The sequence below is a fragment of the Burkholderia sp. 4M9327F10 genome, assembly GCF_005503145.1.
Classification (GTDB): domain Bacteria; phylum Pseudomonadota; class Gammaproteobacteria; order Burkholderiales; family Burkholderiaceae; genus Paraburkholderia.
The window spans coordinates 84,361-97,539 of sequence record NZ_SCNV01000014.1 but is presented as its reverse complement, the minus strand read 5'-3'; the positions used below and the strand labels follow the sequence as shown (position 1 = coordinate 97,539).

The following is a 13,179-nucleotide window of genomic DNA, read 5'->3' as shown; positions in this document are numbered from 1 at the left end:
TAATGTGATTTGTATTCTGGAGAATCGAATGAAAATTGCAAAGAACACCGTCGTGTCGGTCGCTTACAAGCTGTCGGATGCGCAGGGCAACCTGATTGAAGAGAGCGACGAGCCGATGGTCTATCTGCACGGCGGCTATGATGGCACGTTCCCCAAGATCGAGGAAGAGCTCGACGGCCATGAGGCTGGTTTCGAGACCCAGATCCAACTGGAACCGCAGGACGCGTTCGGCGAATACGATCCCGAGCTGGTGAAGATCGAGCCGCGCACCCGCTTCCCCGAGCCGCTCGAAGTCGGTATGCAATTCGAAGGCACGCCGGAAGAGGGCGACGAAGATATCGATTCGCTGGTCTACGTCGTCACCGATGTGGCAGAAGACAAGGTTGTGCTCGACGGCAACCATCCGCTCGCCGGCATGGCGCTGCGTTTCGCGCTGACCGTCAAGGACGTGCGCCCCGCCACCGAAGACGAAATCCAGCACGAGCATGCCCATGGCGCAGATGGCCTGGAAGTGCTCGACGAGGACGACGACGAAGGCGACGAAGAGCCGTCAGGGCCCACGTTGCACTGAGCCGGCAGGCAAGCCGGCCGGCGGTGTTGCGGCGGGTATGCCGTTTGGCGTGGCGGCGGGCGCTCCGGGTGAGGTGCCTGGTGATGCGCCTTGCGATGCGCCCGCTGATGCTCCTGATGAGGCCGGCGTTTCACTCCCGGTACCCGACGGCAGGGCGAGCGACGGTTGCGGCGTTGTCGGCAGCAAGGGCGGCAGATTCGAGGCCGGGTAGAGCGATTGATTCGGCGACTGCCCGGCCGGATTGAGCATCGGCGGCGCGGGCAACCCGGGCTCGGTTTCGTCGGGTGCGGGCGTCGGCTGTACCGGCGGTGCAGGCTCGAACGGCACCAGCGGCAGATTTTTCGGCACCTCTCGCACACTCACCCGGAACGGCGGCCGGCGCGACAGGTCCGCTTCGATCTGCAGCCACTCATCCAGACGATCACGCGGCGCGAAGGCGATGCGCGTGAGATTCGTCACCACCTCTCCCTTATCGTTGCGCAGCGGCTGGTCAATGACGAAGCCGCCGGTTGGTCGCTGGTCGTCGTTATGGATCAGCAGGATCGGGCCGCGAAAAATCTCCGCGGCTTTCACGAGGCTGCGTTTGAGCTCCAGAAAACCGTCGCGACGCGAGTTGCGTGCAAAGCGCAGCCACGCGAAGCGGTCCGGACGCTCGTAGCGCTCCGGGTCAGGGTCGCCTTGAATGAACACGACAATCGCGCGCGCCTCGCGCCGCTTCGCATATTCGGCCGCATGTTCGATCCAGAACGCGTTGGCAATCACCCGGTCCTCGAACTCGCCGTTGCGGCCGCCCGCGGTCAGATAATGGTTGTTGGCGCCCGGCGCATTGAGGCCGATGAACACGGTGTCGCCGAGTTGCCAGCGCACATTTTCGCGATATGGCCGAAAACGCGAGACCTCGCTTTCGCGGGTCAGCGCGAGCGGATTCTGCCCCATGGATGAGGGGTCCGCGAAGAGCGTCTGCCTGAGCTGGTCGAGCCGCTCCACCGGATCGAAACCACCGGCTTCGACCGTGCCGCAGTCGGTCCAGTCATGCTGGCCGGGGATGAAGATCAGCGCCGGCCGTGCCGCTTCCAGCAGCGCCTGGCGCCGCTCGTACAGCGTGTCGCGGCAGGCTTCCTTGCCACCCTTCAGGTTGCCGTCGTAGACGACGAACGACATGTCGCGCTCGCGGCCGATGGCATCGATGAGCCGCTGGGTCGGCGCTTCGTCAGCCGGGCTTTGCAGCGTGCCGGCAATCACCGCGAAGGTGTAGCGAACCGGTGTGGCCTGCGCCTGCGTCGACGTTGCGCCCGTCAGGAAGAACGCACAGGCGAGCGCCGCGCACATCGTGCGCGAACGCCGCGGATGACTGCGACGGTCAATGATCCGCATCCGGCGCAGACGCCAGGTCATGCAGCTCATAGAGCAGGTCCAGCGCTTCGCGCGGGCGCAGATCGTTCGGATCGATGGCTCGCACACGTTCGATCAGCGCCTGCTCGGCCGCCGTCAGCGCGGGGGCGGGCGGGGCGGCGTTGTCGTGCTCTTCGTCAGCGTCCTGCAGCATCAGGGGCGCCGCAAACAGGTCGAGTTGCGGCGCGGGCTGGGCGGCCGATTGCTGTTCGAGGTGCGCAAGATGCTTGCGCGCCGCGCGGATCACCGCAGGGGGCACGCCGGCCAGTTGCGCCACCTGCAGACCGTAGCTCTGATTTGCGGGGCCTTCGCTGACGGCGTGCAGGAACACGATGCCGTGGCCATGCTCGACGGCCGACAGATGCACGTTGGCCGCTTGGGGAAATTCCACCGGCAGTTGCGTCAGCTCAAAGTAGTGCGTGGCGAACAGCGTGTGGCAGCCGTTGTGCGCGAGCAGATGCCGGGCGATTGCCCAGGCCAGCGCGAGACCGTCGAAGGTCGAGGTGCCGCGGCCGATCTCATCCATCAGCACGAGGCTTTGCGGCGTCGCGTCGTTGAGGATCGCCGCGGCCTCCGTCATTTCGACCATAAAGGTCGAGCGGCCGCCGGCCAGATCATCGGCCGCGCCGATGCGCGTAAAAATACGGTCGATTGGGCCGAACGAAGCGCGCCGCGCCGGCACATAGCTGCCGACATACGCCATCAGCGCGATCAACGCGGTCTGGCGCATGAAGGTCGATTTACCGCCCATGTTCGGGCCGGTGATCAGCAGCAGCTTGCGCTCGGGGTTGAGCGTGCAGTCGTTGGCGATGAACTGTTCGACCTGGGCCTCGACGACCGGGTGGCGCCCCTGTTCGATTTCGATGCCGGCGCTTGCGGTGAACGCAGGCGCGACCCAGTCCAGCGCGCGCGCCCGTTCGGCAAACGCCGCCAGCAGATCGAGTTCGGCGAGCGCAGCGGCCACGCGCTGGCAATCGGCGATGAATGGCAGTAGCGCCTGCAGCAACCCATCGTAGAGCGAGCGTTCGCGTGCCAGCGCGCGTTCCTGCGCCGACAACGCCTTGTCTTCGAAAGTCTTCAGTTCCGGCGTGATGTAGCGCTCGGCGTTCTTCAGCGTCTGGCGCCGGCGATAGTCGTCGGGCACCTTGTCGGTCTGGCCGCGCGTGACCTCGATATAGAAGCCATGCACCTTGTTGTATTCGACGCGCAGATTGCCGATGCCGGTGCGCGTCCGCTCGCGCGTCTCCAGGTCGATCAGGAACTGTCCGCAGTTCTCGGAGATGTCGCGCAATTCGTCGAGCTCGGCGTCGTAGCCGCGTGCGATCACGCCGCCGTCGCGCACCATGGCCGCCGGTTCGGGGGCGACGGCGAGCTTCAGCAGGTCCACGCAAGGTGCGGGCGGTTCGAGCGCGGCGTCGATGCGTGCGAGCGAATCCGCGGCGCCGGTGACGGCAGCCAGTTGCGCGCGCAATTCAGGCAAGGCGATGAAAGTATCGCGCAGGCTCGACAGGTCGCGAGGACGTGCAGACAGCAAGGCGAGACGCCCGGTGATCCGTTCGATATCGGAGATTTGCCGCAACGCGCCGCGCAGCGTGTCGACGCTTGCGCCGGCCGGCGCATCCAGCAGTGCGCCGATGGCCTGCTGGCGTGCCTGGGCGATTGCGGCCTCACGCGGAGGATGATGCAGCCAGTGGCGCAGCAGGCGGCTGCCCATGGTCGTGCAGCATGTATCGAGCAGCGAGCAGAGGGTGGGGCTTTCGGTGCCGCGCAGCGTTTCGGTGAGCTCGAGGTTGCGGCGCGTGGCGGGATCGAGCCCAATATATTCGGATTCGTATTCGACCTTGAGGCTGCGCACGTGGCGCAACTGCTGGCCCTGGGTTGCGGCGGCATACAACAGCAGCGCACCGGCTGCGCCGCAGGCGCTCGACAGCGAATGCGCGCCGAAACCGTCGAGGCCCGCCACGTCGAGTTGTTCGCACAGGCGCTGGACGCCCGAGGCGACGTCGAAATGCCAGACGGGTACGCGCGTCAGCGCGCCGGAGCCGGCGGGCGGCGACCAGGTGTTGCTGTCCGAGGGGCCGTCGGCGACCAGAATTTCCGCCGGGCGAATCCGCTCGAGGGCCGCGGCGGCCTGATCCGGGGCAACTTCCGCGAGGCGCAAGGCGCCGCTCGCCAGGTTCAGCCATGCGAGGCCCACATTGATGGCGACGCCGCGCCGGTTATGACCTACGCATACGGCGAGCAGGTAGACGTCGCTCTTGTCCGACAGCAGGGCGGCGTCGGTCAGCGTGCCGGGCGTGACCACGCGCACCACCTTGCGTTCGACCGGTCCCTTCGAGGTCGCCGGATCGCCAATCTGCTCGCAGATGGCGACCGATTCACCCAGCTTCACGAGCTTGGCCAGGTACTGTTCGACCGCGTGGTGCGGCACGCCGGCCATCTTGATTGGGTTGCCCGCTGAGGCGCCGCGCTGCGTCAGCGTGAGATCGAGCAGGCGCGCCGCTCTCTCAGCATCTTCGAAAAACAGCTCATAGAAATCGCCCATCCGGTAGAACACGAGCGTGCCCGGATGATCCGCTTTAATGCGCAGGTATTGCTGCATCATCGGGGTATGACCCGCGAGCGTTTGATCTGTCGAAGCGTCTGACCTGGTTTCTGTGTTCATTCAATGACTTGCTGAAATTCGTGTTTTGACAGTTGCGGACATTCGCCTCTGTTTTCGGCCCTGTTCCACGAGGTTTCACCGGGAACTCGAGCGGCCTGCCGCGCCGGCTCACAGACTATACTTCGAACGTAGTTCCGCGGCTATCCGCCGAACGGCCAAGCCCTTGTATAGAAAGGGTTTGGCCAGAATCTTCCGGTTCCCGTGGCGAGTGGCTGACAGGGTGACTCACAGATAGCGGAAACGAATCAGAACGTACGGAAGCAGACTTGAGCCTGACGCGAATCGGGCGCCTGAAAATCGCTAAGTAGCAGCCGGTCCGGCCCAGCACCAAAGGCGCGCGGCTTGGCGAAGCGAACGTCGGAAACAAATCCCACATTCTATTGGATTAGAACCACGCTGCGCTGCCCGGCCTGGAAATCCGCGCTGCCGGGAAGACGGTCACGAGGCTTGCGCGCTGGATCGTCGACGCCGATCCAGCGCCGGCGCTGGGTATGCGTGGCCGTGTCAGCGCGTGAACATGACCTTCGCTGTCTCGAAGTCGATTGGAGACGAGGTGTGTTGGTGAACGATCTTCCAGCCATCGCCTTGCTTGCGCAGCGTAGACGTCAGCCGATTGTCCAGCGAGCGAAGATCCACGCCATCGGCGCTCACTGCCTTGTACTTCACGAACGCGTGAACGACGGCGAGATCTTGCGTGCCGATGGTTTGCACATCGCTGAAATCGACGATAACGCGCTCCGTACCCAGCGAGCCGAACCAGCGCGCCGCCATCTCCCGCCAGGACGCGATGCCGTTGTACGACCACACTCCCCACATGTCGAAGATCTGCACGTCCTCGTCGTACAGCGCGACGAACGCGTCGACGTCTTTTGCCAGCACCGCAGCTTTGTAGTCCTCCAGAACCTGCAGGACCGGATTGTCGAGCTTGATCACCTGGTTGTCTCCCGAGTCAGAGTGAGAGGGCGGCTAGAGCCTGGATCGATCGGCGGATCCGACGCTTTTCGCCGGTTGTCTGCAACGATACGACGATCGGCAGGCTGCAGGATCGACATTGGGCAGAAAAAATCTGCGAATCCGTCAAGCGCACCCTCAATTCAGGAAATTACATTTCATGGCTTTATCGATTATTACGCATGAGATTGCGGGTTCGGCGCAATCGAAGCGAATTGTTCAGGATGAAAGTTGGAGAAATTTTAATGGGGAATATGTGAACATTGGCATGCGACATTTATGCTAGTCTGAATCTGCTTGAGAATCTGGAAGAGGCTTCCTGACAGGCGCCCGGGGTGTACTCGCGAGAGGAGTGCACCCCTTTTTTTGTTTGTTTTGTTACGGATTTAAATTACCGTATTAAAAGGAAAGAATTGGAGGGTGGTAAAGGTGCAACGCTAATGGATCTGAAACACAGTATTGAGAAAAATAAGATATTCTCCGCGGCTCGATAACAACCGATATTCGGTTAACGGAGAAGCAATGAAGAAACTGGTACTGTCCGGCCTCTCGCTGGCGATTCTCGGTAGCGCGAGCGCGGCCTACGCGCAGAGCAGCGTGACACTCTATGGCTTGATCGACGCAGGCATCACCTACACGAACAATCAGGGCGGCTCGCGCAACATCCAGGAAACCAGTGGCGCGGTGAACGGCAGCCGTTGGGGCCTGCGTGGCTCGGAAGACCTGGGCGGCGGCCTGAAGGCGATTTTCACGTTGGAAAACGGCTTTAACATCACAAACGGCAAGCTCGGTCAGAACAGCCTCGAGTTCGGCCGCCAGGCGTTCGTCGGCCTGTCGAGCGACCAGTACGGCGCTGTCACGCTCGGCCGTCAATATGACTCGGTGGTCGACTACCTGGCCCCGCTGGCGCTGACCGGTACCGGATATGGCGGCACCCAGGCTGCGCACCCGTTCGACAACGATAACCTCGACAACTCGTTCCGTATCAACAACTCGGTCAAGTACTCGAGCGTGAACTACGGCGGCCTCAAGTTCGGCGCCCTGTATGGCTTCTCGAACGACTCGGGCGGCTTCGCAACGAACCGCGCCTACAGCCTGGGTACTTCGTATAACTACGGTCCGTTGAACTTCGCAGCCGGCTACATGGAGCTGAATAGTGCGGGCACGACGCTCAATTCCAGCGGCGCAGTCACCAACGATGCGACCTTCGCGGCCGGCACGCAACGCACGTATGGCGCGGGCCTGAACTATTCGTTCGGGCAGGCGTTCGTCGGCTTCGTGTTCACCCAGACTCACCTCGACAACGCAACCGGTATCGGTGCGTCGGCTTCGGGTACGTCATCGGGCCTGACGCTGACCGACGGCAGCGCGCGCTTTACGAACTACGAAGTGAATGCGCATTACAACTTTACGCCGGCATTGTCGGTGTCGGGCGCCTACACGTTTACCGACGCGCACCTCGACGGTGTGAGCCCGAAATACAACCAGATCAGCCTGCAAACGGCGTATGCACTGTCCAAGCGCACGGACGTGTATCTGATGGGCGTGTACCAGCACGTCAGCGATACCGGCAACTCGGGTCTGACGGCTGATATCAACGGCCTGAGCGCGTCGTCGTCGAGCAGCCAGGTAGCCGCCACGGTTGGTCTGCGTCACCGCTTCTAACGCCTGCTGTTTCCTGCGGCGCAATGCAAAGACCCGGCAGGCGCCGGGTCTTTTGTCAGAACTTGTACGTCGCGCCGATCTGGGCGAAGCGGCCCACATACGTGTAGATCGAGGTGTCGTAGCCCTGTTCCCAGAGCGGTCCGTCTGCCCAGACCGCGTCGAACGGAGGCACCCGATTGAAAATGTTGTCGATGCCGCCGTAGAGCGTCCAGTGCTTGAAGCCGGTGTAAGTCACCATCAGGTTGAACTGGCTATAGGACCCGACGCTGCTGTTTTGCGGGGTTGGCGTCGGGATATAGGTGAAGGTCTGCGTGTACGGCCCGGTGTACTGCCATGTGAGCGCCGCATCCCACTTGTGATATGCCCAGTCCAACGTGGTATTGCCCTTCCAGCGCGGGAAACTGCCGCCGAACGGCTCATTGAGCGCCAGGTTGTTGCCGGCCGCATTCACCGTTTGACCGCCCAGCTGGAACTTGAACGTGTCCACAAAAGCCCAGTCGCCCGACAGCGTGAACGTACCGACCGGAGTCGGCAATGACTGGCGGAAGGTGGTTTCGAATCCGCTCGTATCGAGATCCCCGAGGTTCTGATACTGGAAGGTCTCGTATTCAGGGGTGGTCGAGCCCGGGTAGTAGACCGTCGACGATGGCTGGTCGATGCCGATCACGTTGCCGATGTGAATCCGGTACCAGTCGAGACCGACGTCAGTCGTGCGGGTCGGCGACAGTTCGAAGCCAATGTTGTAGTTCTTCGTGCGCTCAGGCTGCAGGTCCGGATTGCCTGAGGTCAATGCCGTGACGGCGCCGGACTGATTGATCACGAGCGCCATGTTCTGCGAGGTGCTGTCCTCTACGAACGTGGGTGCGCGGAAGCCGCGATCGTAAGAGGCGTAGGCGGTCAATGCCTTGACCGGTTGCCAGCGCAGGGCGAAGCGCGGCGAGAACGCGCCGCCTACATCGCTGTAATGATCGTAGCGGCCCGACTGGCTGAACGTCAGCGTCCTGATGATCGGAATGTCGAACTGGTAGTACACCGCAGCGACGTTGCGCTGGCCTTGCACCTCTTCCTCATCCGGGGTGAGGACCAGGCCCTCCGAATACGCTGCGCCCTGGGTCAGGGACTCGCTCTGGTGAAAGAACTCGGCGCCCAGACCGAGGCCCACGTCGCCCGTAGGCAAATGGAACAGCGTCGGGGTCGAAATCGTCGCGTCGAGTGTATCGAGCTTCGACACGGCCAGATTGTTCGCGTCCATATAGAGGCCGTTCAGGGCATTCGGCGTCGCAGACGGATTGGCGAAGTCGAACGTGCCGTTCTGATAGATGTTGTTCAGAACGCTGACATTCAACTGGTTCGAGTACGTATTGGACACATCGCTTTGCGAGTGGGTGTAGGTGGTCGCCCAGTCCCAGTCTCCGTTCGGCAGCGTGAGCGTACCCTTGACGCCGGCGGCCGCGCGCCAGTAGTTGGCGTTCGTCGTTTCCGCCACCGCGTTGGGGAATGTATAGATAAGCGGTGTCGCAACACCGAACGGGTTGTACGGGTTGCTGGCCGGCACAGTGTTATTGAACAGGGAAAACTGTTTCGTGGCCGGGTTGTAGACCAGTGACGAGTTGGTCCCGCCGACCGTGTTGTTCCAGACGCCGCCGCCCTGGACGCTGTTATTGTTGCTTTCCCAGAGATCGACAAACGCTCTGGTCGAGTCGTTGATCTTGAACTGCGCATCCACCTTCGCGCTCAGACGCTCGCTCCACGGCTCAATGGAGAAGCTGTTTGCGGTGTTCAGTCCGCAGACCGTGCCGGCCGTCTGGCCGTAAAACACCGAGGTGAAATTCGTGCTGGCCGGTTTGACGCTGCTGCCGTACGGGCACGAACTGAGCGCCTGGGCATTTCCCGTCACGGGATTGGTCCAGTACGAAGGCGCCAGCATCGACATGCCGCCCGGCTGATTTGTGAAATCCTGCGCCGCTGTCGAGTCGCGATCGGCGAGCGTGGAGCCGTTGTCCCTGAAGAAGCTCGCGGACGCGGTGATGTTGTAGCCGTCGGACGTGAGATTGCCGAAGCCACCGAGCGCGCTGAACTTCGCCGTTCCATTGCCGCCGCGGCCATCGGTCGAGCCGCCGTAGCTGCTGTCGAGCTGCAGACCCTGAAAATCGTGCTTCGTGATGATGTTGACCACGCCCGCGATTGCGTCCGAGCCGTATTGCGACACGGCGCCGGTCTTGACGATCTCGATGCGATCGATCGCGTTGAGCGGCAGCGTGTTCAGGTCGAAGAACGTATCGACGCCGTTCGAAAAGAAGGCGAACGGCGCAACCCGCTGACCATCGACCAGTACAAGCGTGTATTTTTCGCTCAGGCCGCGCAGCGCCATACCGGATGCCCCGGCGGCGAAGTTGTTGGACTCGGCTTCACTCCAGCTATCGGCCGAATTGGCGCTGGTGTTGCGCAGGAAGTCGGACACGCTGTTAGCGCCACTCTGCTGGATATCCTTTGCGGTGACCACCTGGACCTGGTTGAAACCGACCTTGTCGGCGCTGCGGATCAGCGAACCGGTCACCTCGAAGCGCTTCAACTGGGCGACGCCGTTGTTGGTCGACGTTCCGGACGAGGAGGGTGCGGCGCCATTCTGGGTCGTCGTGGCGGCTGCATCCGACGCGGCGGCAACGGGTGCCGCGGTAGCCGGCGCTGCAACAGCCGGTGCCGACGGCGTCGTGCCGTCGACCGTGGCCGGTTGGCTCTGCGCGAATACAGGGGTGCCGAGTGTTGTGCCAAATGCTGCCGACAGCGCAATTTCAGCCCAAAGCATCTTTCTGATGGCTGACGCCAAAGTCCTTTGTTTCATGATTTCCCTTCACTCTTGTCAGTAAGCCAAACCCATTGCGCGACTCAACGGAGTACGCCTGGGCATTTTTTTCGACGTCAGGCGGCGCGGCATGTCAATTCCTCCGCCCTGGTACTTCGGTACAGCCGGAACAACAACGAATCACATGCAATTCGATTACATCAATATAAATAAGGATTACTAATATATTTCCAGATGCTTAAGACCGGCAATCTGCCGGACGCTCCCCGTGCGTCCGGCAGCGCGGGTTCTAGTTAGCGGGAACCCCGTCTTTCCATTGCGCCCAGTTGCTGACGATGGCGCTGACGAGGGGCGCACCGGCGAGATAGAGGTTGTCCAGCGCGGGAACGAATCCGCCCTGTTGCTGGTAGTCCAGCAGGTTGTCAACGTTCGATCCGCCCTGTGGAGGGCGGTCGAAGTCCGATCCCGCGCGCAGAGCCGCGACCCGGTTCGTGTCGGCGAGGCCCGCGGCGGCGGCTCGCTTGATGACCTCGAAGGTCGCGTTGTCTTCCTGCTGGGTGGTGCAGTACGTGCCCTTGCCGTCGGTCAGCAGTCGGGTCCAGTCGCGCGCGCGTTGCCCAAGCGATTCGCCGGAGAACCACGTGTCGCCGGCGAGCGTGTCGCACTGGATGACCGCAGGCGGTTGATTGGCAGGTGCGTACGAGTACTTCGCCCGGTACGCCTGGGCGGCCGGACTATCGGTGAGGGTTACGTTGCGCGAGAGCAGATAGGCTTTTTGCAGCAGCGCCTCGTTTAGCTGGAACACTTCCGTGTGGTAGTCCAGCGGAGGCTTTTCGTTCCCGCTCCGGGTGTTGATCCCGAGATATCCGGATTTCCAGTTACTGGGGATTTCGCGTGCATCGAGTTCCCACTGGATGCCGAAATCCACCAGATACCGGGCCCACGCCGCCGAGCCGAGCGTGCCTTGGGCCGGATCGATGCCGGCGATGCCTGATATCAGGAAGTAGGTCTTGCGCAGATCGAACTTCCTCGAATAAACCAGCGCGGCCATCGAGGCGGCGGCATTCGCGTGGCCCATGCCCGTGGTGATGACGCACACCTCGTCGTGGTTGCAATGAACCGCGGGGTAATCCGGCGACAGGCCGGCCACGGTGATGGCCCGTGTGTGGCCAAGGTGATCGAGCCACGTTTTCCCCTCCGGCCCGAACATCGAAATAATCAGTACCTTGACGGGCAGCGGTGCAGAAGAGGGCTGCGCGGCGAAGGCGCCCGTTTGAATGCCGAATGCGAGGCCTGCGCAAACAAGAGTCTGAAGCCGTTTCTTTTTATTCATGGGGTACTTTGTTTGAATGTAATTCGGCTGGATAGCCCAGCTTCGTGCCTGAGTGCCCAAAAATCGTGCGCGGATGCCGCTGGTTCGCCAGCCGATCAGGCAAACCGTTGGCTTTTGAGCCGCGCCGGAGCAAGTGCGGGGACTATAAGCACGGCACATGCCAAAGCCTTACCGAAAGAGAATTTTTGGTGTGATTTTGGGTATAAGGGAATCGATATGGGAGGCTGGCATCCGAGGCCGGATGTGTGCGAGGGCGCGAAGCTGGCGCAGGCAGTGCCCGACTGGGCACTGCTGCTCGTGGCGGATCCCGGAGTGGGAGGGGGAGTTGCGGCAGGGGGGAGCAGCGTGCCTTTCTATCACCATACGAGGCACGGTAGACGCTCTACGACATCGCTGCGCGAAAGCAGCGGTCGCGGAGTTGCGCAGGTCTTCAGGCGCGTGAGGCGCGATAACCCTCGTTGAGCATCCAGTGGCTGAACGTCGCGTACTCCCGGGCGTATTCGCGGGCGTTGCCGGCCCATTCCACGGCCGCGGCCAGTTCATGTACACGTGCATAGTGAGGCATCCGGTTGGCCTCGTATGCCGGCAGGGCCGCGGCGAGTTCGTCGTACCTCAGCACGGCTTGCACGAGCACCCGCACATCTTCCACGCCGAGTGTTCCGCCCGCCGAGATATGCGGCGAAAGACCATGCGCCGCATCGCCGATCAGCGCAACCCGTGCGGAGGTCCAGCGCGGCAGGGACGGCACGAACATGATCTGGTTGTGCAGGATCTGCGTTTCCGGCGTCCTCTCGATCAGCCTGAGCAGCGGATCGTTCCAGCCGTTCTCGTTCAGATGCGCGGCGCGGAGCAAGGCCTCTTCCTTGTTGCTGCCCGTGGGAAGCGGGCTGTCGAACTGGTTGACCATCCACACGACCTGATTGCCGTAGGTGCGGGCATATCCGCCGCGCGTACGCTGATTTCCAACTGTCAGGATGGAGCCTTGCGGGGGTTCGTCGCCTGAGGCGAGCATGCCGCGCCACACATGATGGCCTTGATGTTCCTGCGCGGCATGACCGGGAACCAGTTGGGCGCGCACGGCCGAGTAGACACCGTCCGCTCCCACCAGCAGATCTGCGCGTTCGGTCGTGCCATCGTCGAAGCACACCGTGATGTGGTCCGCTTCCTCCTCGAAACTCCGGATCCTGGTATCGAGGCGGATGTTTTCAGCACCCACCGCCGCGGCAAGCTGGCGGTTCAGTTCAGGCCGAGGAACCAGTACAAAGGCATGATCGGCCTGGTCGAATCCGGGCGCCCTGAAGCGCTCTCCGCGACCGTCGTAGAACCACGTTTCCACGGGCGTGCCGATCGCATGGATGGCATCGCCCACGCCAAACTCGGCGAACACGTCGAGCGCGTTGCGCCACAGTCCGATGGCTGCGCCCGCGGCACGAATTTCCGGGGCCTGTTCACATACGAGCACCTCCCAGCCGATCGCCCTGAAGGCGATCCCCGTGGTCAACCCGACAATGCCGCCGCCTGCAATGATGACTTTCATCGTTATCCCTTTCCTTGCGGCCGCCTCCGGTTGCCTGAATCCGGCCGCCGCGACGCCGGATCCACCGGTCGGAATCGCGTGGATTCCTCGTTGATGGATGACGGCTCTAATTTATGAGCATTTGCTCACATTGGATACTCGCTTTCGCCGCTGGCCCGCATTTAGGGGCTTGTGGGCCTTCTGGCGCGGCGGTAGCGGCAAGGGGAGAGGTGGATGGAAGGAACGGCGAGAGGGATGCTCACATTTCTGCTGCCTGGTGAGC

The 13,179-nt window shown here is 62.3% G+C and carries 8 protein-coding genes; 2 read left to right on the top strand and 6 right to left on the bottom strand.

The annotated features are described in order from the left end of the window. Nucleotides 1-28 precede the first annotated feature (28 nt). On the top strand, nt 29-571 hold the full coding sequence (locus FFS45_RS15635) for a peptidylprolyl isomerase (RefSeq protein ID WP_137955554.1): 543 nt from the start codon (nt 29-31) through the stop codon (nt 569-571). Here FFS45_RS15635 and FFS45_RS15630 read toward each other — a convergent pair. The 3 genes from FFS45_RS15630 to FFS45_RS15620 all read right to left on the bottom strand — a co-directional run bounded on the left by FFS45_RS15630 (nt 551) and on the right by FFS45_RS15620 (nt 5,561). Next, on the bottom strand, nt 551-1,945 hold the full coding sequence (locus tag FFS45_RS15630; RefSeq protein ID WP_137955604.1) for a hypothetical protein: 1,395 nt from the start codon (nt 1,943-1,945) through the stop codon (nt 551-553). The genes FFS45_RS15635 and FFS45_RS15630 overlap by 21 nt on opposite strands. Continuing rightward, a complete protein-coding gene (gene mutS, locus FFS45_RS15625) occupies nt 1,932-4,628 on the bottom strand; it encodes a DNA mismatch repair protein MutS (protein WP_137955553.1) in 2,697 nt (898 codons plus the stop codon). The genes FFS45_RS15630 and mutS overlap by 14 nt, the downstream gene beginning before the upstream one ends. Before the next feature lie 504 nt (nt 4,629-5,132). Beyond that, nucleotides 5,133-5,561, bottom strand: coding sequence for a nuclear transport factor 2 family protein (locus FFS45_RS15620; protein ID WP_137955552.1), 429 nt, complete (start codon nt 5,559-5,561; stop codon nt 5,133-5,135). Nucleotides 5,562-6,101: 540 nt separating this feature from the next. On the opposite strand from FFS45_RS15620, the gene FFS45_RS15615 reads away from it, so the two are divergent. Next, nucleotides 6,102-7,244, top strand: coding sequence for a porin (locus tag FFS45_RS15615; RefSeq protein ID WP_137955551.1), 1,143 nt, complete (start codon nt 6,102-6,104; stop codon nt 7,242-7,244). 55 nt (nt 7,245-7,299) lie between these two features. Here the strand turns inward: FFS45_RS15615 and FFS45_RS15610 are convergent, their stop codons facing one another. The 3 genes from FFS45_RS15610 to FFS45_RS15600 all read right to left on the bottom strand — a co-directional run bounded on the left by FFS45_RS15610 (nt 7,300) and on the right by FFS45_RS15600 (nt 12,917). Then, complete coding sequence (locus FFS45_RS15610) at nt 7,300-10,086, bottom strand: TonB-dependent receptor (protein WP_137955550.1); 2,787 nt, start codon at nt 10,084-10,086, stop codon at nt 7,300-7,302. A gap of 250 nt (nt 10,087-10,336) precedes the next feature. After that, nucleotides 10,337-11,380: a purine nucleoside permease gene (locus FFS45_RS15605; protein ID WP_137955549.1), complete on the bottom strand. Its 1,044-nt coding sequence runs from the start codon at nt 11,378-11,380 to the stop codon at nt 10,337-10,339. Nucleotides 11,381-11,810: 430 nt separating this feature from the next. Then, nucleotides 11,811-12,917: an NAD(P)/FAD-dependent oxidoreductase gene (locus FFS45_RS15600; protein WP_137955548.1), complete on the bottom strand. Its 1,107-nt coding sequence runs from the start codon at nt 12,915-12,917 to the stop codon at nt 11,811-11,813. Nucleotides 12,918-13,179: the final 262 nt, after the last annotated feature.

Coding starts and splice junctions, on each gene's coding strand:
- FFS45_RS15605 (WP_137955549.1), bottom strand. CDS start 11,380: ATGAATAAAAAGAAACGGCTTCAGACTCTTGTTTGCGCAGGCCTCGCA.
- FFS45_RS15600 (WP_137955548.1), bottom strand. CDS start 12,917: ATGAAAGTCATCATTGCAGGCGGCGGCATTGTCGGGTTGACCACGGGG.
- FFS45_RS15615 (WP_137955551.1), top strand. CDS start 6,102: ATGAAGAAACTGGTACTGTCCGGCCTCTCGCTGGCGATTCTCGGTAGC.
- mutS (WP_137955553.1), bottom strand. CDS start 4,628: ATGAACACAGAAACCAGGTCAGACGCTTCGACAGATCAAACGCTCGCG.
- FFS45_RS15630 (WP_137955604.1), bottom strand. CDS start 1,945: ATGCGGATCATTGACCGTCGCAGTCATCCGCGGCGTTCGCGCACGATG.
- FFS45_RS15610 (WP_137955550.1), bottom strand. CDS start 10,086: ATGAAACAAAGGACTTTGGCGTCAGCCATCAGAAAGATGCTTTGGGCT.
- FFS45_RS15635 (WP_137955554.1), top strand. CDS start 29: ATGAAAATTGCAAAGAACACCGTCGTGTCGGTCGCTTACAAGCTGTCG.